Here is a 21,259-nt window from a genome sequence, read left to right on the forward strand (position 1 = left end):
GCGCAGCCCAATCATCCTGCAGCACGCCAAACAATCGAATCCCAGCCAAGCCGCCGTACACGAAACGATCCGGCAAATGCAGCACCTGACTGAAAGCATCCGCCAAATCCGTGGCGTCCAAACCAATAACCGTCACAATCGCAGGAATACCAATCGCCAAAATCCTCAACGACGTGGCCACAGCCAGCAGCGCAGAGCGATCCGTAGCGTGCATCAGCCACCACTGGAACCAAGTATTTCCGCCACTTTTGCCATAAAGCAACACGGTGAGAGCGGAAGTAGGAGCACCCACCCACACGGGCCACGACAGGCGAATCACACGCAACGGCGTCAACTTAATGCAGGCAAAAATCGCAAACTCCAGCACAAGCGCCACCGACGCGGACAAGCAGTCGAGAGTAAACATCAACGGCATGGATACGATAAACGCTCCAAAAATACGGTATACCGGGTTAAGTGATGCCAGCAGTGGCGAACGGCTGGAAAGTTTCGGCTTTTCGTTGCGATTGTTTACTGCGCTCACTTTGATACGCGAAATGTTAGTCGCGTCGGTGGTTGCGGAAATAGCTTCGGAAGATTCGGCGTCGTCTGGAGATGCGGCGTCGTCTGGAGATGCGGCGTCGGCTACGGCGGAAGATGCGTCGGCGGAAGATGCGTCGGCTGGAGATGCGTCGGCGGCGGAAGTCGCGGCGGATTTACCCTCCCCACTTTCCGGCACCAACTCAACCAAACGCGCACCCAACGCTTCAACCAGCTCACGGTCGTGCGTCACCACAATAATGCTCACGCCCTCGCTACGCAAACTTGCGATAAGACGAATAATCTGCAGCCACGTTTTGTGATCCTGCCCAAAAGTAGGCTCGTCCAAAATCAGCACGCGCGGAGCCGCAGCAAGCGACGCTGCCACAGTAAGACGACGCTTTTCACCGCCGGAAAGCGTGTACGGATTCGCCTTCGCATAACGATCCAAACGGAATCGCTTCAGCAACTCCTCCGCCTTCACGCGCGCCTCGCTTGCCGGAACTCCAGTGCGAAGCGGCCCCAACATCACCTCATCCAACACCGAACCACACGCAAACTGATGCTCCGGATTCTGGAAAACGTACGAAATACGTTTCGCCAAATCAGGCGACTTCCACTTCATTGGATCCGTGCCGTTCGCACCTTTAGCAAGCTCCTCACCCGCCACAACTTCGCCGCCGACCGCCGGCAAAAGACCAGCCAAAGTGAGCGAAAGCGTTGATTTTCCAGCACCATTCGCGCCGACCAAAGCTGTAATCTGCCCTGCTTTGAACTCTAAATTAATATGCTGCGCAATCGGCGTGTCATTGTGACTAATAGCAAGATCCTTCGTAGAAAGCAGCACTTCTCCGTAGCCTTCTGCCGGATCGCAGTTTTCGTAATATTTTTCAGAAGATTCTGCATTTGCAGAAGAATTACTTACGGAAGAATTACTTACGGAAGAATTACTTACGGAAGAATTACTTACGGAAGAATTACTTACGGAAGAATTACTTACGGAAGATTCATTTGCAGAAGATTTTACGTTTTTCTTGTAGCGTTCCGGAAGCCAAATACCAAGATCCTCAAAGTCCAAGTCGGCGCGCGTAAACACCTCGTCCGGAGTGCCATCGGCCACAATCACCGTGCGAGAAGAAGCTGCACGCGCAATATCGTCGTCGTGAACAGTTTCATCGCGAGAAGTTTCGTTGTTCGCGACACTCTCACCATCAAGCCCAAGCACAACCACGCGGTCAATCATGTCAATCCACGGCTCCGCATGATGTTCCACAAGCACCATCGTGGCACGCGTCGAATCCAAAACCGCGCGCACTGCCCCCACAATCTGCCGCGTACCATCCGGATCCAAATTCGCAGTCGGCTCATCCAAAAGCAACACACTCGGCTGCATCGCCAACGCTCCAGCAAGCGCCAAACGCTGCAACTGCCCACCGCTTAAATGCGCAGTGGCACGATGCAATTGCAGACCATCCAACCCAACTTTTTCAAGACTTTCGCGCACACGATCCCAAATCTCATCGCGCGGCACATTCATATTTTCCGGACCAAACGCAACGTTATCTCCCAAACGCTGGAAAATCGCTTGCGCATCCGGATCCTGCAAAACCATCCCCACGCGACCGCGCGCCTTACGCACCGATACGCCGTCAACCAGCACGCGCCCCTCACTCACACCACCATCGGCATCCTCGACGAGAGTGGCATTACCCTTCCGCGCAACATCATTGCCAATTAAGCCAGCGGCGCCGCTTAGAATCGTAGATTTACCAATGCCTGACGCGCCCAACAACAGCACGCGTTGCCCGGCCTGAATCGTGAGGTTCAACCCGCGCACAGCGAAATTGTGACGGGAAGCATGACGATAACCCCAATTTTCAAAACAAAGCTCAGCGTTACCAGCGTTACTTGCGTTACCAGCGTTATTATCGCGCGAATCTATTGGAAGGAAAGTTTCAGCTTGTTGCGAATAGGTTGCGTCGGCAGTAAACGCTTTATCAACTGCTGGTTGAGCAGCATCAGGCATAGTAAATCCTTTATGGCAATGATAGATTATTTAATTATTTGCAAATACGCTATTCTCTATTTTTCGCGCACTTCGCGGCCTGAAGCAAACTGGTCAAGCGCGCCGGTCTTAGCGATTCCAACGTAAAGGAACCACATCAAAACACCAGCAATCACAATACCGGAAACCACAGTGCTGACGAGGTATGGAACACCGTAAGGTCCCATCAAATTAATACCCTGCAACTTGCCGAGGAAGGTGTAGCCCCAGCAGCCAATGCCAGTTAATGCGCCGGAAAGAATCATGGTGTTCAAATTCCACTTCTTGTAAGCGAAAATAACGAAAGCAATCTCAGCAAACAGACCCTGAACAGCTGCAATAGCGAAGGTTTCAGCGCCACCCCACTGATTGCCCATCAAAGCCTCAAGCACACCGGCAACGACTTCTGCATAAATAGCAGCACCCGGCTTACGCACGATAACAGCAGCTAAAGGAGCGGCAAACAGCCAAAGACCATTAATAAGACCGCCAAAACCTGGAACAATGTTGTCGAGCGCAGCCCAAGGAACAGCGTAAAATACTGCAACAACCCAATAAATAAAAGCAGAAACAACGCCGATAACCGACGCAACTGCAATGTCGGCAACACGCCACTGCATATTTACCTGATAATTTTCTTCTGACATAAAATGTGCCTTTCTCATTGTGTGTTGCAATGCGTCACTTACTCGCAATGCAATACTTTGCGTTACAAAGAAACCTTGCAACACCTCTCAGGCACGGGAAAAACTGACCTCCGTGCGCCGGCATTAACCGGATTCACGTTCAAGCGGTTTTCTCTCAGCTTTTGGCGGTGCGCAGTAACGCACCAACGCAAAGCACCCGTGTCGATTGACGATTGTACGGCACCGCGTCGACGCACGCTGCAACGAGACTGATTGTTTACGCGCGACAGTTTCGTTACAGCCGTGTACAGAAAATGTCGAAATCTCACCAAAAAGCGACAGTCACTTCACACTTACGTAAAGTAACTGTCGCCAATCCGTCGCAAACAAAAATAATTTACTTACCGCGCATCGCACGTCGGCTAATACGCTGCGGATGAGTAGGGTCAATCCCCTTTGGAATACCAAATCCGCTCTTACTTTGCAACGTACGCAAACGCTCGTTCAAAATTGCAAGCTCCGTCTTCGTAAGGAAGAAACGGCGGTTCGGGTGAATCTTATTAAACAACGCAAACTTGTGATTCGACGGCTGCAACGTCTTAGCGCGAAGCACCTTACCGCGCAATTCCTTAAGCTTCACCTGGTTCGCACCATTACCAACAGAAATACGATAAACCGGTATATTAGAACCGGCGGTTACGCTCTTAATTGCGTGCTCCTGACGATCCATTGCGTGCATCACACGCTCATAATTACCTTCGCCAATCAGGAAAATACCGTTAAAACCAGTGCCACGCCAAATCGCATCCTTCGTGCGCGGATCCACCCACACCGGCTGCTGCGGGAATTTAAAACCACCCTTGTTAATCGCCGACACGATACCGGCAGCCGCACCCGGTCGACCTTCCAACTTGGCGTAACCAACCTTATCAGCGCGCTTCGTAAGCACCACCGTAAACAGCAACAAACCAAGCATTGCCGCGGTAACAATTATCATAATCCACGACACAATCGACCAGCGCAACAGCAGTCCAATCACCACTGCCACCACTATTGGCGCCACAAACGCAGCCGCTAACCACAGCGGCAACTGCTTATCATCCGCGTGAGTGTACTTATAGATGCGGATAATCTGTGAAACCATACCCTGCTTTTTCATGGATTGCTTCGGATTGTGGGCCTTGTCTTGTGCTTTATCTTGTGCCATGCGTTTATCCCCTGATATTCGCGTTATTTTGAGTTATCTCAAATAATAATAGTAGGTTGTGCAAATATTGATAAGTTTGCGATTACTATATTTCTTACTTTTGCTTAACTTCGGCTTACTTTGGCCAATTTCCTCGCTTTGGCGTGCTCGGCTTCGGCAAACGCCAACGACGCAACTGCATCGCACGACTCCAAGCATACATTCCCGAACGCGACTTACGAGAGACAGCAGCCTCACCAAAACGTTTCGCAAGTTCCTTACGCAACTTACGCCACATAATATACATGTCGATAACTGCAGCAAACAAATAAACATATAACAGCACAGCAAGCACAATATACACTACTGTAAATTGCGAAAGTGCAAACAGGCACGCCATTATTACCACCGCAACCGGCACGAAAAACTCGCCGATATTAAAGCGCGCATCCACGTAATCGCGGATGTACACGCGCCATGGGAGCTGCTCAACCTTCGGCATGTGTGCCAAATCACCCGTGCGCATAGCCTCATACTGCACGTTTTCGCGCTCCCTAATTCGAGCACGCGCCTGCTTTGCGCTGGCCTTACGATCAGCTGGCACCAGAGGACGGAGATTCTGCGCCTGAGCCGTAGCTCGCTTTGGCGTAGGGGCGTTCTTTTCGCGAGATTTAGGTGCTGATTCCGGCGCTGATTCCGCTGCTGATTTCGACGACGACGCGCCGACGCTAGCTTCGTTGGCGACGGATTTCTTTGCAAATGGATTCCAAGTCATGTTTGCAGATTACGCGACAGACTAGACGCATACGGGCGCAACGCTAGCGACAGTTTCGTTACAGCCGTGTACAGAAAATGTCGAAATCACGCCAAAAAGCGACATTCCCTTTACAGTCATGTAAAGAAAATAACGAAATCTCCCCCAAAAACGACAGTTTCGTTACAGCCGTGTACAGAAAATGTCGAAATCACACCAAAAAGCGACATTCCCTTTACGTGAGTGTAAAGAAAATGTCGCTTATGCACCAAAGTTGCACGGAAAGTTGGTGGAAAGTTGTGTGGAGCTACTCGCCCAATCGATCCAAAAGAAGCGCTTCCGTCACAATATTTCCGCGCAATCCAGGCAACGAAATCGACTCGTTAGGGCTGTGCGCATTGGACTTAGGATCTTCCGGACCCGTCACCAGTACCTGCGCCTTCGGGAAGATGCGCTGAAGCTCCGGAATAAACGGAATCGAGCCACCCTCGCCCTTATTCACCGGCTCCACGCCGAAAGCATCACGCATGGAAGCGAGCGCATCCTTCGTTGCCACAGCATCCGGATCCATTGCCCAACCCATGCCGTTATCAATCGGCTCTGCAGTAACTTCCGCACCAAATGGCGCGTGAGATACCAAAAAGTCACACAACGCTTTTTGTGCTTCTTCCGGACGCTGCGAAGGCGCGGTACGAAGCGAAAGACGCAACTTAGTTTCGTGCGCGATCACATTAAAACTGCCCTCAACTGGGTGCGCGTCCATGCCGATTACCGTAAGGCTCGGCTTCGTCCACATGCGCGCGGCGAGCGAACCAGTGCCGGCAAGCTTGTACGAATCAACCACGGAAGCGTCAGCACGCACCTGCGCCTCGTCCAAGTCACGCTGCAAACCGCCGACCGGCTCCTCTGCTTCAATTCCAGGAACTGCCAAGTCGCCATCTTTGTTATAAAGCGAGGCAACAAGCATGGAAGCGAGAGTGTAAGCGTCCAAAATTGGGCCGCCGAACTGGCCGGAATGTACCTGGTGACCGAGCACTTTAACTTTTACGTCCACGTCGGTATTTCCGCGCAAACTCGTTGTGAGACTTGGGATTTCGGCAGACCAATTGCCGGAATCAGCCACGATAATTACGTCGGATTCAAACTCGTCTTTATGAGACTCGATGAAAGGAATGAAGCTTGGCGAGCCCATTTCTTCTTCACCTTCGATGAATACCTTAATATTCACGCGCAAATCGTCGCTGAGCGCGCGCAAAGCGCCGTAATGAATCGCAATTCCGCCACCGTCGTCGGCAGATCCGCGTCCGTAAAAGCGACCGTCGCGCTCGGTACCTTCAAACGGGTTGGTTTCCCATTCGGATGGGTCTGGCACTGGCTGCACATCGTGATGCGCGTACAGCAAAACCGTTGGCGCGCTTGGGTTTACGATGCGAGAGCCGACCACTTCGAAAGCCCCCGGAGTACCGTCCGGATTCGTGGACTGCTCAACGCGCGCATCAATACCAACCTCACGCAATACCCCAGCCACGTATTGTGCGGACTTTTGCATATGCTCGCCGGCAATTCCCTTAGCCGACACCGCCGCAAGCGAAATCTTCTTATTCAGCACGGAAACTACGTCATTCCAAGCGTCCTGCACACGCTCGCGCACGTCTTCAACAGCCAAACCTGCCATAAATCCTCCCAAGTAAAAGTAACAGAACGGTAATTTGCACCCGTAAATTACACCTATAAACTTATACCTATAAACTATATCCGCAACTATATCCGCAAGCTTGTTCGCAAACGCCGGAGAAAAAACTCCCGCAAATGTTCCACAAAATGGCCAAACAACAACAAAACCCGGAGAAAAACTCCGGGAAATGTTCCAAAAAACCACCAAAACAACAACAAACGCCGGAGATTTTCCGGAAAATGTTCCACAAAATGGCTGATGTATCTACAAAACCCGGAGAAAAATCTCCCGCAAATGTTCCAAAAAACCACCAAAACAACAACAAACGCCGGAAAAAACTCCCGAAAATGTTCCAGAATAACGCCAGAACGCTCGCACGGTTAACGCGCGCGCAATGCTGCGCTCAAGCAGGTCGTCAGCGCACATTTGGAACGCTTAGTTTAGTCAGCCCTCTCAATGCGAGCAGCAACCCAATCAACTATGTAAGGCGCGCACTGCTCAACCTGATCCATAGCAACCTCAAACTCGCGCGGGCCACCGTACCACGGATCTGCCAAATCGAGCAGCATCTCGCGACCCGGCTGCGGCTTAGGAAGCGCCGGATCAAACGCACGATACATGTGCACCAGCTCGCGCTTTTCCGCGGGAAGCAAGCGCAACAGCGAGCGCATATGCGAAGCTGTCATCGGCAAAAACAGGTTCGTCGCCGCAATCTCATCCGCCTCAATTCGGTGCGCAAAATGCGAAACCGGCAGCCTATACCCGCGTTTCGTAAGCTCTTTCTGCGCACGGCGATCAATTGGATTCCCGTACTCCTCGTCGCTAACGCCGCTGGAACGCACGGCAACGACGTCACCCAATCCCCTCAACTGGAACTCGTTGCGCAACACAATTTCCGCCATTGGCGAGCGGCAAATATTGCCCGTGCAAACCGTCATAACAGTGTACGGGTGACGCGCGTCGACCTTGATTTTGCTTGATTCTTCAGTCATTTTTCCTCGTTTATTTTGCGATTCCTCGCTTACTCTGCGATTTCTCGTTTACTTTGTAATTCGATAGTTATTTCGCGATTTAATAGCTTATTTTGCAGGCTTATATACCATGGAGCGGTATTTTGCAGGATTGCTTTCGCTACCAACTTTCAGCGGCGCTTCCTGCCACTCGCCTTCGCGCGCAACACACCATTTTCCAGCCACAACAAGCGATTGAAGGTCGGGAGCAAAGGTGTCTGCCGCAACTTTTGCGTCGATTTGCGTTACGTAAGCTGCGTCAGCGTGATAATTCGCGAGCATTTCTCGCAAAATCGCAGCGCCACCAATAACCCAGATTGCGGGACCGTCTAAAGGCGAGTCTTGAGGCGAGTCTTGAGATACGCTTTCCTGACTTTCCAGCGCTTCCCTATTTTCCAGCCATTCGCGCGCGTAACCCAAAGCCGAATCAATGCTAGTAAAAGTACGCGCTCCATCTGCCACAAAATCCGGATTATGCGTAACCACAATATTTTCGCGGCCTGGAAGCGGACGGAATTTCGGCGGCATCGAATCCCACGTACCGCGACCCATAATCACAGGGCAGCCAATAGTCATCGCCTTAAAATAGCGCAAATCCGGGGAAAGTCGCCACGGCATGCCGCCGTTCACGCCCATCGCACCGGGCTTGCCGTCCAAACCGAAAGCCTCTCCCCAAATCAGTCGCACAGGAAAATTATTCACCGCACTTACGCTACTTTCCATTTTCTCCACCTAAAAACTAAATCATGCAAAATCAAGCAAAACCAAGCAAATCAAGCGAAAACAAGCAAAATATTTCGCAATTATCACACCGCAACCGGCGCTTTAATCGTCGGATGATGCTTATAATCAACCACCTTAAAATCGCTGTAATCGTAGTCAAAAATCGAATCCGCCTTACGAATTTCAAGCTGCGGATACGGGTATGGCTCGCGCGAAAGCTGCTCAAGCACCTGCTCAACGTGATTGTCGTAAATATGGCAATCGCCGCCCGTCCACACGAACTCGCCCGGCTCAAGACCCGCCTGCTGAGCCATCATCATCGTCAAAAGCGAGTAAGACGCAATGTTAAACGGCACGCCGAGGAACATATCGCAAGAACGCTGGTAAAGCTGGCACGAAAGCTTGCCGTCGGCAACGTAGAACTGGAACAGCGAATGGCAAGGCGGCAACGCCATATACTCAACTTCCGCAGGATTCCAAGCGCTAACAATCATGCGGCGGGAATCCGGATGATGCTTCATAAGGTCCAAAACGTTCGCAATTTGGTCGATTGTGCGATTTGGATTTTCCGCAGTAGGCGCCGGCCAACTCCTCCACTGCACGCCGTAAACCGGTCCTAAATCACCGTTTTCATCCGCCCACTCGTCCCAAATATGAACGCCATTTTCTTGCAACCAGCGCACGTTACTCGAACCCTTAAGGAACCAAAGTAACTCGTACGCAAGTCCTTTGAAAAACACGGTTTTTGTGGTGATCAGCGGGAAGTATTTACTAATATCGAAGCGGATTTGCTGACCAAAAAGTGAGATTGTGCCAGTGCCGGTGCGATCAGATTTTAGAGTGCCTTCCGTAAGGATTTTTCGCACTAAATCCTCGTAAGGAGTAGAAATGCTGGAAAGCGGTTTTTGTGGTACACGTGCGCGAATAGCCGCGAGTTCTTCTTCTGTTAAAGCCATGCTTTAATGGTAACAATTGCTCAGTAAGAAACGGGCTGTCGCGACAATTTCTTTACGCACGTGTAAATGAAAAGTCGAAATCTTGCCGAAAAGCGATTAATACTTTACAGCGTTGTAAAGGAAATAACGAAATATCGCCGAAAAGCGATTAATACTTTACAGCATTGTAAAGGAAAAGTCGAAACCTACGCACTACAGCGCAAAGAATCGCGTAAGATAGTTAAAGTAGAACAACAGCAAAGGAGCAAAAATGTCCAGAAGATTGTGGGTTGAGCGCGGAGAAGATGGCACTTGGGAAGCACACAGCGACGACGGTGCGAGCTTGAAATTTGGCCACGGCGAAGGCATGTTCAACCCGGTTGAGCTTATGCAGATTGCATTGGCCGGTTGCACCGCATTGAGCAGCCAGTACGCTGTCGAACACGCAATTGGTGAAGGCGAAGGCGCGCGCGTGGTAGTTGATGGCACTTACGACGCGGAAGAAGGTACCTACTTGCGTTTCCAAGAAGACGTTACCGTTGATGCCACCTCAGTTAAGCCAGCACTCAGCGAAGAAGACGCAAACGCACTCAAAGATCGCATGGAACGTCATATTGCTAGGGGTTGCACGGTAAAACACACACTTGAAAAAGGTGCCGCAGTTCGCGTCAACGTTACAATTCGCCACTAAAATCAACTCAGCGTCACCAAAACCGACAAAAAATACCGTAAAATTTACTCAAAATTCACCACATGTGGCACAATTGAGTACACTGTCGTAATTCGTACAGGTCTCTGCGAGACGCACACGTCCACGTCACACAGGCGATTCACGCACGTCATATAGGCGCGCGAACGCAGCGACTTGCACGAATACGTTGGATGATGCCCGCGCAATTATCGCAATCCGCTAGCATCGACGCTATGCACGTAACCGGAGGAAACTTTGAAAATCGCTATTTTTACTGAAACGTATCCACCTTACATTAATGGCGTCGCAACACAGTCTTATATGCTTAAAAAAATGTACGAGGAACTTGGGCACGAAGTGCTTGTGGTCACGGTTGGCTCCGAAAAGCAGCGCAAAACCAAGCTTGAAGACGGCGTCGTTTATGTGCCAGGCATCTTACTAAAAAAGCTTTACAAATATCGCGTGGCACTTCCAATCGGACACATGCGCAAGCAGCTTCCGCTTAAATTTAAGCCGGACGTTATTCATATTCAAAACGAGTTCGGCATTGGCGAAATCGGCTTGGAAGTGGCGAAAAAAGAGCATATTCCGGTTATTTATACGCTGCACACCGAATACGATAAGTTCCTGTTTTACATTGGTTTGAAGCATTTTACTGAGTTTTCGCGCAACCTTTCGGCGAAATATTTTATGCGATTCTCAAAAAATGCCACAATTATTACGAGCATGTCTGCTAAAGCGCAGGCTTATATTGACCGTCAGAAAGTTGATAAAAAGGTGGTTGTGCTCAGCAACGCTGTGGAATATAAAAAGTTCCTGCCAACTCCTGAGCGACTCGCCTTCCGTAAAGCTTTCCGCGAAAAATATGGTGTTTCGGATTCGACTAAGCTGTTTGTATTCGTTGGCAGAATTGGAGCCGAAAAAAATATTGCGGAGCTGATTGATAACTTTATGTACTGCGATTTTCCAAAGGAAAAGGCGCGCCTGTTTGTAATTGGCGGCGGTCCGGATTTGGAAGACTTGCGAAAGCGCGTGGCAGACAACGGTTTTGACGATAGAATTTGCTTGCTGGGGCCTGTTGTGCACACGGATATTCCAAAGTATTTGCACGCAATGGATTACTACACTACTGCCTCACTTTCCGAAATGCATTCGCTGTCGATGCTTGAGGCGATGGCTTCCGGCTTGTTTGCGCTTGTGAAACACGACGCGCCGAATGAGAATCAGATTATTGCCGGCAAGAACGGTTATCAGTGGGATACTAAGGAAGATTTTAAAGCCGTTTTCAGTAAGGTTTTGAATATGAGCGAGGCTGAGCAGGCTCAGCTTAAGGCGAATGTGCTTGATTATTCAAAGAATAACGATTTTAAGAACCAAGCGCTTGAGCTTCTTAAGATTTACAAGCGCGCGATCGAAATGAATAACGAGAAGATCGCTAAGAAGAAAGCTTAACATACGTGACGACCTGCTTCCGAGCTAAATCACAGCACGAAAGCAGGTCGTCACGTTAACGCAGAAACCAAACTGCACATTGACCGGCTGAAATTCTAGTGCAGCGGATCAATTGTCTGTTCAATCTCCTTAGCCGCATCCGCACCAGCCTTTGGCACATCAACCTCATGCACGCCGGAAATATCCTCAATAGAAGCCTCAGAAACCTGCTTCTGCGCCTGCGCAACCTGAGCTGCACTAAATTCCACGTACTTACGCGGAACCACGTACACAGGCCTCGACGAATGCTGCAACAAGCCCTGGCTAATCGAACCCAGCAACAAACCGGTAAAACCACCACGCCCACGCGAGCCAACCACCACTAAATCATGGTTCAAACTCGCCTGAGTCAACGCATCTACAGCGGAACCAGGCACAACCGTGCGATGAATCTTCAAATTCGGCAAATCCTTCAAAATCGGCTTCACACGCTCCTCAAGATCTTCCATATACGATCCCATAACAGCAGTGTCGCCTTCCGCACCTTGCACCCTCGGAACTGCAGAAATAACATCGAGCTCAGCATTCCAACTGTCTGCCAAATTCGCAGCAATTTCCAGCGCTTTAAGCCCCCACTTCGACTCGTCAGAACCCACAGCCACACGCGTAATCGTATTGTTTAAATGAATACGCTGGCCGTCGTCGTCAGTATAAGGCACCACCACAATCGGGCAGTAAGCATAAGCAGGAAGCGACGAACTCGTAGTGCCGAGCAAACGTTCAGCAAGCCCACCCTTACCACGATTGCCGATTACGATAAGTTGATAGTTGCGCGAAAGCTCCACGAAAACCGACGAAGGATCGCCTGTAACAATCAAAGTAGTTGCGTCAACGCCCTGCTCAAGTGCAACCGCTTTAGCTTTAGAAAGTATTTCTTGGGCATCGTGATGAGCCGCGTTATCGTCGCCAATAGCGGTGTAAGTAGCATCAAACGAAACAGCGGCATAGCTTGGCAAAGAATAAGCGCACACTATTTGCAGCTGCAAGCCAGCATGCTTTGCGTAATTTGCCGCCCACCACACAGCTTTGTAACTCGCGTGAGAGCCGTCAACTCCAACCAACACAGCCTTCTCAGGAACCATTGTTTCAGGGACCATCACCAACCTCCTCAAAACGGGCACTCGTGGCAGCAGCGTCACTCATGCACAATACGTACGTACTATTGTATCCTAATTTTCGTTTGACCGTCGGCTATTTAGCGGCAATTTTGCAAATAACACGTCATAACAAAAGCTTACGCACTAAAGCGCAACATTCTTAAGAGAGCTATATTTTTACAACACGCGGCGAATCGAATAACCAGTTCGGAACATGTAACGCACTGCATCGTAACGAGTGCCGCCAAACTGAGAGTTAATAATCATGCCGTTACCAACGTAAATAGAAGCGTGGTTTGCATTGGCAATAATGTCACCCGGTTGAGCCTGGTCCAAGCTTGGAATAAGCGTACCTACCGTAGCCTGCGCTCCGGAAGTTCGTGGCAACGCAACGCCAATATGAGCGAAAACGTACTGTACAAAGCCAGAGCAATCCCATCCGGCAGGAGTTGTACCGCCACTACGATACGGCACCTTTCCTAAGAACTGGCTAGCAAAATTCAACAATGCTGAAGCAGAATTTCCGTCAGGAGGAACTATAACGCTAAGCGGCGCTCCACTTAGCTCGCCGCGGACTGAAGAACGGTTCGCTGCAGCATCAGCGAAATCCCTACGCGCACGATCTGCTGCGGCTTCTGAAGGAGTCTGAGTTTGCGGAACGTTCAAGTTTTCAATGCTACCCCAGTGCGAACTGGCATCTACGTCAGTTGCGGTGGATTCGACGAGAATATCGCGACGCACATTCGTAACTTTAGGGAACGAGCGTGTGGAAGTAACAGCTTGCTCCGTAGACACGCGCGAAGAATCCGCCATGGCCATTGGGGTCATAGCAGCAAGCAACGAAACAGCAATAACAGCCGATGCAATAACTGAAGAAATTTTTCCGCGTTTCAACATCTCTTGCAGCATATCATGCGCTGCTTACATGCTGGGTAATCACGCGTAGTAACAGAGTAGTAACAACAGTAACCACAGTAACCGCAATAGTAACAACATAGCAACAGCAGTAACGGCAGCCGTAGCAGCAACAAATTAATTTACTAACAAATAAAATTTAGTAGTAAATAAAATTTAGTAGTGAATAAACTGATATTGCGAAAGCTGTTGAGCACTAAACTTACGAGAGAATGTACGACCGCGATAAGACTCACCAGACTCGGAAGTCTCAACTGAACCATCAGGATTAATCTTCTCAACAATCGCCACGTGACCATAACGCGCATCCGCACCAGCCTGATGCGGCTGGAAAACAATAATATCTCCTACGTGACGGGCAGTACGATCAACCCAATAGCCAATAGCGCGAGCCGAATTAGCCCACATACTACCGTTACCAAAATTCGAACCAACCGGCAAACCGAGCTGGTGACGGCGCACATACACCCACCAAGTGCACTGGCTAAACTCGTAGGCATTGCCAGTATCGCCAGAATCGTGATTGGCATTAAAGCCCTTCGGCAACGAAGCAGCGTCCTTGTCTACCAACAAAGCAACCTGCGGATTATCAGCCGCAGAACGAGACATTTCCGCAATATTAAAGCTTGCGTCCGAACCAAGATTCCAAGAGTCTGCCTTAGAAGAAGCAGTCGACGCAGTGCCGAGCTGCAGCTGAGTCATCACCGGAGCAGCATGCTTACCATAAGGATGCTCCAACGAATCCACAGCATTGTTAATAATAGCCCTAGCACGAGCGTTAGCATCCAAAGATTCGCGCCGGCTAGAACGTGAAACCATGGGAGGTTCATCGTCTATAGCAGAAAATTCCGGCACAAACTCGGCCGCACGCGTATCTGAAGAATTAATTTTTGTAAACGACATCGTTGCCGTAACAGTGCCTACCAAAGCAACCAAAGAAGTCGAAAGCATCAGCAAACGGCGACGCTCACCAGCAAGACGAGCCAAACGAAAATCACGTCTACTCTGAGGAACTAATGCTTGTAAACGTTCGCGCACCTCATCAGAAAGCTCCACCACAGCACCATTGCTTGCAGCAACTACAGGACTATTCTGCACGCCCCGAAGCACATTCCGAGAAGCAGCATGAGCTCCATGAGCTCCATGCGAGCCACGGTGTGCTACAAATAGCGAAAAAAGTGTATCATTACCCTTTTTCGCCTTAGGAGCACCATGTGCAGCATGCTTCATAAAAATCACTTTCTAACAGTAACTTCACGGACAGAGGTAGCCAAACACCACCACTCACAGTGCACAACTCTACAACGTGGTTAGGATGACACGGCTAATTATGGGCAATTACAGGCAATCTATAAGGATTTTGCGCGCGTTTTTTCGCTTCTTACACAGTTAGACTTCACTCAGTTGTATGGTTAAGAGTATGAAATTTGCACCTATAGTTAACCCCGATGTGCGCAAGAAGGCACCGAAGCCTTTGCGCGTGGATTTGCGTAAGATTTTTACTATAGGCACCGCTATATGGATTGCAGCAACCATAGTTGCGTTATTCCTTGCGACATTGCGTATAACAACGTGGTTTTCGGTAGACGTGTGCGTGTCCGGAATGATTATTGGCGTACTTATGCTAATTTGGGAACATTTCGACCGTTGGGACTATCGCCGCTTAGGTAAGTAAATTAATTCTTCAAAAGCGGTAGCGCAAAACTTACCGTAGTGCCCTGCCCCGGCCTACTCCACAAAGTAATATTGCCACGATGCGTAAGTGCCACGTGCTTAGCGATAGCAAGACCTAAACCAACGCCATCTTGACTACGATTATTTTGATTATGCGCACGATAGAAACGCTCAAAAACGCGCGGCTGCTCGCGAACGTCAATACCGACGCCACTATCAACCACACGAATCACCGCATACTGGCCATCTGACGAAAGTTCTGCAGACACGGCGACTACAGAATTTGCTGGAGAATACGCAATCGCATTCTCAACCAACTTTCTCACTGCAGCACAAACCTGCTCAGCATCGCCACGAACCCGCAGTGACGAATTAGCTTTCACAACCACGCGAACCTTACTCGTAGCAGCAAATGAAGCAACTTGCTGCTGTACCCTGACAAGCTGATCATCAATCGAAAGTACATCAGCCTGCGTTACATCTATAGGCGACTGCGCACGCAACAGCCACATTAAATCTTCCATAATATGCTCAAGACGTTCGGAAGATTTCCCGGCAATTCGCGCAATATCCTTAACTTTTTGCGCAGTAACATTTTCACTTTGAAGAACTTTCGTAAGATTAGCGATTGTGCGCGTTGAACTCATAAGCTGCTCAGAAACGTTGGCAATAAAGTCGTCACGCGTTTGCGCAAAGCGACGAGACGCACTCGTATCTTCAATCACCACAACTACCATGCCGCGTCCAACGCTGCCAACGGTGACAGTAAGCCAATTGGGGCGAGAAACAGTAGTTTGATATGTGGAACTTGCGTTGGAAGAAGTCGCGGAAGAAGTTGCGGAAGTTGCGGAAGAAGAGTAATCGCTACTTTCCTCACCAATAGTTACGTACCGCTCTGGGGTATCAGTAACCATAGTAAAACGTTCAAAACCACCCGAAGCGCGCACACTATTTACCGCCTGCAAAACGCGCGGTTGCGCCAACGAATCGTCACTAACTACGCCAAGCAAATACGCCTCGGAACTTGCGCGAACCACATCGTTGTCGGCGTCAATCACAATCGTAGGCGTTTGCAACATAGCCAAAACCTGCGCAGCATCTGAACTCACATCGTCGGCAGAAACACCATCTACATCAGAATCGTACGCATTATCAGAATCGTACGCATCACCAGAATCTGCACTTTTTAAAAACGATCGCAATCTAAGAACCTTAATCAATCCCCCAAAAATCCGCATCAACGCACTACAAACGCCGCTAACGCCGCGCAACACACGACGCAAGCACGGCAACAACCAATCCGACATCAACACAACAAGTGCCAACACAACGCACAGCGCCAACACGCCAAAAGCAATAAACACCACTGCTGAAGAATCTTGAGGCATATTCTTATAATCTCATATTTCGCAAGTTTTCGTAACTTTTCAGCGAAATTCAGACTTTTTCTTTACACAATCACAAACACAATCACAAACACAATCGCAAACGCAATCACAAACACAATCACAAACACAATCACAAACACAATCGCAAACGCAACAGAAAACACAACAGTAAACACAACAGAAGCGGGATCACCAAACGCAACCGCAAACGCAACCGCAAGAGGGATGCCGCGGTGTTACGAACGTCCTCTATAATAAATAAGGATGTCTGCCGATAATGACGTCTGCAAATAGGGCTGTCTGCTAAGGCTGTCTGCGACCACCAAAGAAAGGATGCACCATGCGAGTAATTTTCAACGAAGAGATGAAGTCCGTGGCAACCAACATTGAGCGCATGGCTGAACTTGTGGCAAAAGCCATGAACGACGCTGGCAACGCGTTAATTAACGCGGATTTGGACGGTGCACAAACTGTTATTGACAACGACGCGGATTTGGACGCTTTAGAATCAAGCGTAATCGACCAATGCCTCACCCTTTTAGCACGCCAAAACCCAGTGGCAACGGACCTGCGCGAAGTTGTGGCAACCATGCGACTTGCTGCCACTTTTGAGCGCATGGGAGATTTAACAAGCCACGTTGCGCAAATTGCAAGACGCACATGGCCAGATTCAGCCATACCAGACGAAGCACGCGAAACGATTGTAGCTATGATTGACTTCCTGCGCGAACTTTCTGGACGCTTAACCGACATGCTTTCTCGCCGCGATGTCAGCATGGCAGAAACTATTATTGCCAGCGACGATACGCTTGATACATTACATGAGAAAATTTTTGAACTGGTTGAAGGCGAAGCGTGGCACGGCACGCGCAAACAGCTTATCGACGTTGTGCTGCTGAGCCGTTTTATTGAACGCATTGGCGATCATTCCGTGGCTGCCGCAAGACAAGTGCTGTTCATTGTTTCGGGATTTGACCCGTCAAAGAAGCCGGAACCAGATAAAGACACGGTTGTGGCTTGATTCGCGAGGATTAAGTAGCAAAAGTAGCGCAAGTATTAAAAGTAACGAAAGTAACAAAAATAACGAAAATAACGAAAGACGTTACTCAAATAAATAACTATAAAAAAGTAGGTCCGCAAGATTAATTGCAGACCTACTTTTATTTTTACTAACGTAAGTTCTTAAACTAACGTAAGCTAGTTAAGATTTCACTTCTGGCCCTGAGCAGCAACAGCGGCAGCACCGGCAGCAGCAGCTTCTGGATCCAAATACTCACCGCGAGGCTTGATTGGCTTGAAGTTCTCATCCAATTCGTAAAGCAGTGGAATAGCAGTAGGAATATTGACCTTGGAAATCTCTTCCTCGCTCAAGCCGTCGAGCATCTTCACGATTGCGCGCAAGCTGTTGCCGTGAGCTGCAATCATTACAGTCTTGCCAGACTTAAGCTCTGGAATAATCTCCGACTCCCAGTAAGGGGTTACGCGGGTCACAACGTTTGCCAAGGCTTCAGTTTCTGGAACTGGATCGCCTGCGTAACGAGGATCGTTAGTCTGAGAATACTCATCGTTTGGATCAATCTCAGGAGGCGGAGTTGCGTAAGAACGACGCCAAATCATGAACTTCTCATCGCCATATTCCTGACGAATCTCAGACTTGTTCTTACCTTGCAAAGCACCATAGTGACGCTCGTTCAAACGCCAGCTGCGGCGAACTGGAATCCAAAGGCGGTCGGCTGCATCAAGCGCGTAATTCGCAGTGTTGATAGCGCGACGAAGCAAAGAAGTGAACACGATGTCTGGAAGAACGTTCTTCTCTTTAAGAAGCTCGCCACCATGCTTAGCTTCCTCAACACCCTGCTCAGTCAGCGGTACATCAACCCAACCAGTGAACTGATTGGTCTTATTCCATGCGCTCTGACCATGTCGGAGCAATACTAATTTGTATGTCATAACTACCCAGTCTATTAACGCCTTACGACGACAGACCCAAACCCTCCAAATGTGAGACAAGTTGCGCACATTTGGAGCGCCACACAGCCCCAAACCCTCCAAACGCGGGAAAAGTACCCCGCATTTGGAGCGATACACCACCACAAACCCTCCAAACGCGGGAAAAGTACCCCGCATTTGGAGCGCCAAACCAGCCACAACCTCATCGCATACAAAAAAGCCGTTGAATGTTAAACAACATTCAACGGCTTTATCTACTAAAAATTACCAACTAGCGAAGTGGCTTTACGAGTGGGAAGGTAATCGTCTCGCGAATAGTTGCACCCGTAAGAGCAATCAGCAAGCGATCAATACCCATGCCCATGCCGCCGGCAGGAGGCATACCAACGCCGAGAGCCTCAATGAAGTCCTCATCAATATCCATTGCCTCAACGTCGCCAGCCAAAGCGTCCTTAGCCTGAGCCACAAAACGCTCACGCTGCACAACCGGGTCGTTAAGCTCGGAATAGCCGGTCGCAAGCTCAAAGCCACGCACGTACAAATCCCACTTCTCCACCATTCCAGGCTTCGTGCGATGACCCTTAACAAGCGGGCTGGTCTCCACTGGGAAGTCGCGCACAAATGTTGGCTCGTAAAGCTTATCCTCGTAGAAGTGCTCCCACAAGTGCTCCACCAACTTGCCGTGATTCTCCACGTCGTCGCGCTCAACGCCAAGCTTGTCCGCAATCGCACCCAAATGCTCAACGGAAGTTTCCGGCGTAATCTCCTCACCCAAAGCTTCGGAAAGCGAGCCGTACATGGTAATCTGCTTCCATTCGCCACCAAAATCGTATTCTTCACCGTTAAGCAAAGTCACCTTAGTGGAACCAAAAGCGTCGATAGCAGCCTTCTGAATCAGCTCCTTAGTAAGATCACCAATCGTATCGTAAGTGCCGTAAGCCTGGTAAGCCTCGAGCATTGTAAACTCTGGAGCGTGAGTTGCATCTACGCCTTCGTTGCGGAAATCACGGTTGATTTCAAACACGCGGTCAATGCCGCCAACCAAGCAGCGCTTCAAGAACAGTTCTGGAGCAATGCGCAAGTAAAGATCAATGTCGAAAGCGTTCATGTGAGTGGTGAACGGACGAGCAGCAGCGCCGCCGTGAACCGTCTGCAACATTGGGGTCTCAACCTCAAGGAAGTCGTGAGTTTCGAAAGTGCGACGAAGCGAAGCTACAGCGCGCGAACGCCTACGAACCATATCGCGAATCTTCTCGTCCGCAATCATACCAATATAAGGCTTGCGCGTACGAGTATCGTCGCTTAATTCCTTGTGCAAAGCTGGAAGTGGCTGCAAGGCCTTAGCTGCAATCGCCCACTCAGTTGCAAACACGGAAAGCTCGCCAGTCTTAGACGAAATCACGCGACCGCGCACATACAAATGGTCACCCAAATCAACCATTTGCTTGAAATTCTTAATGGAATCTTCACCAATTTCCTTCTTGGAAACCATGGCCTGAATCGTAGTTCCGTCGCCAGCCGAAAGCTGAACGAAGCACAAGCCGCCTGCATTACGCAAGAAAAGCACACGTCCTGCAATACCAACCTCGGTATCAGTTTCCTCGCCAGCTTCAAGCTTACCGTCGAAATCAGCACGCACCTTTTCGATAGTATCCGTAACGTTGAGATGCACCGGGTAAGGCTGTACGCCTTCCTTAAGCATCATCGCGCGCTTAGCAACGCGCATCTGGACCTGCTCCGGATGAGCCTGCGGGCCAAATTCTTTATTGCTTGGATCGATAGCTTCGTCGAGGGTTGCGCCTTCGTTTACACGCTTGGCAATTGCCTCGTCTTGAGCGAGCAGCATTTCGGCATGCTCGACGGTGTCAATTTCATTGACGGTATCTGTTGCTTCATTTTCTGCGGCATTTTGCGCGGCAGACATTGCAGTATTGGTGTCAGTCATAAACGCTTATTGTAGCCAGTAGGTAATACAGATATGCGCTAAATGAGCGCGCTGAAAACGGTTTTTCTCACAATTTTGCTCGCGGTTTTGCAAGTTAATACGGTAAAAATCTATGTTTTTGCAGAGATATTTACATTTTTCTGTTTTCTATACGAAAATAGCTTGATAAGGAAAAGTTTTACTATTTTATGGAAAATATACGAAATTATTTACGAAAAGTGGTATTTTTTGGCAAATGTTGCGGATTTTTGATTGCGTATAGTAAGCCGGAAGTAGGTAAAAAGTAAGTCAGAAGTAAGTCAGAAAAAGCAAAGTGAAAAAGTTACAGTTAAATAAGAAAATTTTTAGAAACATTACAAAAGATTTAAGAAATTTTATTTTATAACGACACACGTTGAAAATTTGTAGCAAGCTCACGCTAATATTGCGACGTTGTTGGAGTGCTGTAATTGGCTTACACAATTGGCTTGGCTAATTGGCTTAGCTAATTAACTTGGCTAAATCCACGCCTTTTCAGCAGATTCAACATCGGGCTGTAGCGCAGTTTGGTAGCGCGCTTCGTTCGGGACGAAGAGGCCGCGGGTTCAAATCCCGCCAGCCCGACTTTTGATTTCTCGCATCACAATCCCCCCCCCC

At 49.3% G+C, this 21,259-nt stretch carries 18 protein-coding genes and 1 tRNA gene; 5 read left to right on the forward strand and 14 right to left on the reverse strand.

Annotation, left to right across the window (positions count from 1 at the left end):
• The 8 genes from AXE77_RS02925 to AXE77_RS02960 all read right to left on the reverse strand — a co-directional run.
• The coding region (locus AXE77_RS02925; RefSeq protein ID WP_116712075.1) for an ATP-binding cassette domain-containing protein at nt 1–2,545 on the reverse strand (2,545 nt) is incomplete at its 3' end.
• Nucleotides 2,546–2,601: 56 nt separating this feature from the next.
• Nucleotides 2,602–3,210 carry an ECF transporter S component gene (locus AXE77_RS02930; protein ID WP_116712091.1) on the reverse strand — a complete coding sequence of 203 codons (609 nt, stop codon included), beginning with the start codon at nt 3,208–3,210 and terminating at the stop codon, nt 2,602–2,604.
• 376 nt (nt 3,211–3,586) lie between these two features.
• On the reverse strand, nt 3,587–4,396 hold the full coding sequence (locus tag AXE77_RS02935; RefSeq protein WP_116712076.1) for a DUF4191 family protein: 810 nt from the start codon (nt 4,394–4,396) through the stop codon (nt 3,587–3,589).
• A 115-nt stretch (nt 4,397–4,511) separates the two neighbouring features.
• A complete protein-coding gene (locus tag AXE77_RS02940) occupies nt 4,512–5,150 on the reverse strand; it encodes a DUF3043 domain-containing protein (RefSeq protein WP_116712077.1) in 639 nt (212 codons plus the stop codon).
• 286 nt (nt 5,151–5,436) lie between these two features.
• Nucleotides 5,437–6,804 (reverse strand): dipeptidase, encoded by a 1,368-nt coding sequence (locus AXE77_RS02945; protein ID WP_116712078.1) that lies wholly within the window; start codon nt 6,802–6,804, stop codon nt 5,437–5,439.
• A 440-nt stretch (nt 6,805–7,244) separates the two neighbouring features.
• Nucleotides 7,245–7,796 (reverse strand): low molecular weight protein-tyrosine-phosphatase, encoded by a 552-nt coding sequence (locus tag AXE77_RS02950; protein WP_116712079.1) that lies wholly within the window; start codon nt 7,794–7,796, stop codon nt 7,245–7,247.
• 87 nt (nt 7,797–7,883) lie between these two features.
• Complete coding sequence (locus tag AXE77_RS02955; RefSeq protein ID WP_116712080.1) at nt 7,884–8,537, reverse strand: dihydrofolate reductase; 654 nt, start codon at nt 8,535–8,537, stop codon at nt 7,884–7,886.
• Between the two features lie 83 nt (nt 8,538–8,620).
• Nucleotides 8,621–9,493 carry a thymidylate synthase gene (locus AXE77_RS02960; RefSeq protein WP_116712081.1) on the reverse strand — a complete coding sequence of 291 codons (873 nt, stop codon included), beginning with the start codon at nt 9,491–9,493 and terminating at the stop codon, nt 8,621–8,623.
• A gap of 250 nt (nt 9,494–9,743) precedes the next feature.
• Between AXE77_RS02960 and AXE77_RS02965 the strand changes: the two genes are divergently transcribed.
• On the forward strand, nt 9,744–10,163 hold the full coding sequence (locus tag AXE77_RS02965) for an OsmC family protein (protein WP_116712082.1): 420 nt from the start codon (nt 9,744–9,746) through the stop codon (nt 10,161–10,163).
• A gap of 255 nt (nt 10,164–10,418) precedes the next feature.
• Entirely contained in the window at nt 10,419–11,615 is a 1,197-nt protein-coding gene (locus AXE77_RS02970; RefSeq protein ID WP_116712083.1) for a glycosyltransferase, read from the forward strand.
• A 95-nt stretch (nt 11,616–11,710) separates the two neighbouring features.
• Here the strand turns inward: AXE77_RS02970 and AXE77_RS02975 are convergent, their stop codons facing one another.
• The 3 genes from AXE77_RS02975 to AXE77_RS02985 form a co-directional block, all read right to left on the reverse strand.
• Nucleotides 11,711–12,736: a universal stress protein gene (locus AXE77_RS02975; protein WP_116712092.1), complete on the reverse strand. Its 1,026-nt coding sequence runs from the start codon at nt 12,734–12,736 to the stop codon at nt 11,711–11,713.
• 192 nt (nt 12,737–12,928) lie between these two features.
• A complete protein-coding gene (locus tag AXE77_RS02980) occupies nt 12,929–13,648 on the reverse strand; it encodes a C40 family peptidase (RefSeq protein ID WP_205727521.1) in 720 nt (239 codons plus the stop codon).
• Nucleotides 13,649–13,822: 174 nt separating this feature from the next.
• Nucleotides 13,823–14,896 (reverse strand): CHAP domain-containing protein, encoded by a 1,074-nt coding sequence (locus AXE77_RS02985; protein ID WP_116712085.1) that lies wholly within the window; start codon nt 14,894–14,896, stop codon nt 13,823–13,825.
• A 190-nt stretch (nt 14,897–15,086) separates the two neighbouring features.
• On the opposite strand from AXE77_RS02985, the gene AXE77_RS02990 reads away from it, so the two are divergent.
• A complete protein-coding gene (locus AXE77_RS02990; protein ID WP_165846045.1) occupies nt 15,087–15,341 on the forward strand; it encodes a DUF2530 domain-containing protein in 255 nt (84 codons plus the stop codon).
• Between the two features lies 1 nt (nt 15,342).
• Here AXE77_RS02990 and AXE77_RS02995 read toward each other — a convergent pair whose 3' ends face one another.
• Nucleotides 15,343–16,728: a sensor histidine kinase gene (locus AXE77_RS02995; protein WP_116712087.1), complete on the reverse strand. Its 1,386-nt coding sequence runs from the start codon at nt 16,726–16,728 to the stop codon at nt 15,343–15,345.
• 340 nt (nt 16,729–17,068) lie between these two features.
• On the opposite strand from AXE77_RS02995, the gene phoU reads away from it, so the two are divergent.
• Nucleotides 17,069–17,749: a phosphate signaling complex protein PhoU gene (gene phoU, locus AXE77_RS03000; RefSeq protein ID WP_116712088.1), complete on the forward strand. Its 681-nt coding sequence runs from the start codon at nt 17,069–17,071 to the stop codon at nt 17,747–17,749.
• 188 nt (nt 17,750–17,937) lie between these two features.
• Here the strand turns inward: phoU and AXE77_RS03005 are convergent, their stop codons facing one another.
• Together AXE77_RS03005 and lysS are read right to left on the reverse strand one after the other, a co-directional pair.
• Entirely contained in the window at nt 17,938–18,678 is a 741-nt protein-coding gene (locus AXE77_RS03005; protein WP_116712089.1) for a phosphoglyceromutase, read from the reverse strand.
• Nucleotides 18,679–18,949: 271 nt separating this feature from the next.
• The gene (lysS, locus tag AXE77_RS03010) at nt 18,950–20,602 is read right to left on the reverse strand and encodes a lysine--tRNA ligase (protein ID WP_430886647.1); all 1,653 of its coding nucleotides are present in this window, start codon (nt 20,600–20,602) and stop codon (nt 18,950–18,952) included.
• Nucleotides 20,603–21,152: 550 nt separating this feature from the next.
• Here lysS and AXE77_RS03015 point away from each other — a divergent pair.
• Nucleotides 21,153–21,226: transfer RNA gene (locus AXE77_RS03015), tRNA-Pro, on the forward strand.
• Nucleotides 21,227–21,259 lie beyond the last annotated feature (33 nt).

This window comes from Gardnerella massiliensis, assembly GCF_003408845.1.
Lineage (GTDB): Bacteria > Actinomycetota > Actinomycetes > Actinomycetales > Bifidobacteriaceae > Bifidobacterium > Bifidobacterium vaginale_H.

Excerpts from the sequence above, each read along its gene's own strand:
- AXE77_RS02985 (WP_116712085.1), bottom strand. The coding sequence starts at position 14,896 with ATGAAGCATGCTGCACATGGTGCTCCTAAGGCGAAAAAGGGTAATGAT.
- AXE77_RS02960 (WP_116712081.1), bottom strand. The coding sequence starts at position 9,493 with ATGGCTTTAACAGAAGAAGAACTCGCGGCTATTCGCGCACGTGTACCA.
- AXE77_RS02940 (WP_116712077.1), bottom strand. The coding sequence starts at position 5,150 with ATGACTTGGAATCCATTTGCAAAGAAATCCGTCGCCAACGAAGCTAGC.
- AXE77_RS02930 (WP_116712091.1), bottom strand. The coding sequence starts at position 3,210 with ATGTCAGAAGAAAATTATCAGGTAAATATGCAGTGGCGTGTTGCCGAC.
- AXE77_RS02975 (WP_116712092.1), bottom strand. The coding sequence starts at position 12,736 with ATGGTTCCTGAGAAGGCTGTGTTGGTTGGAGTTGACGGCTCTCACGCG.
- AXE77_RS02980 (WP_205727521.1), bottom strand. The coding sequence starts at position 13,648 with ATGTTGAAACGCGGAAAAATTTCTTCAGTTATTGCATCGGCTGTTATT.
- AXE77_RS02995 (WP_116712087.1), bottom strand. The coding sequence starts at position 16,728 with ATGCCTCAAGATTCTTCAGCAGTGGTGTTTATTGCTTTTGGCGTGTTG.
- phoU (WP_116712088.1), top strand. The coding sequence starts at position 17,069 with ATGCGAGTAATTTTCAACGAAGAGATGAAGTCCGTGGCAACCAACATT.
- AXE77_RS02950 (WP_116712079.1), bottom strand. The coding sequence starts at position 7,796 with ATGACTGAAGAATCAAGCAAAATCAAGGTCGACGCGCGTCACCCGTAC.
- AXE77_RS02955 (WP_116712080.1), bottom strand. The coding sequence starts at position 8,537 with ATGGAAAGTAGCGTAAGTGCGGTGAATAATTTTCCTGTGCGACTGATT.
- AXE77_RS03005 (WP_116712089.1), bottom strand. The coding sequence starts at position 18,678 with ATGACATACAAATTAGTATTGCTCCGACATGGTCAGAGCGCATGGAAT.
- AXE77_RS02990 (WP_165846045.1), top strand. The coding sequence starts at position 15,087 with ATGAAATTTGCACCTATAGTTAACCCCGATGTGCGCAAGAAGGCACCG.
- lysS (WP_430886647.1), bottom strand. The coding sequence starts at position 20,602 with ATGTCTGCCGCGCAAAATGCCGCAGAAAATGAAGCAACAGATACCGTC.
- AXE77_RS02935 (WP_116712076.1), bottom strand. The coding sequence starts at position 4,396 with ATGGCACAAGATAAAGCACAAGACAAGGCCCACAATCCGAAGCAATCC.
- AXE77_RS02965 (WP_116712082.1), top strand. The coding sequence starts at position 9,744 with ATGTCCAGAAGATTGTGGGTTGAGCGCGGAGAAGATGGCACTTGGGAA.
- AXE77_RS02945 (WP_116712078.1), bottom strand. The coding sequence starts at position 6,804 with ATGGCAGGTTTGGCTGTTGAAGACGTGCGCGAGCGTGTGCAGGACGCT.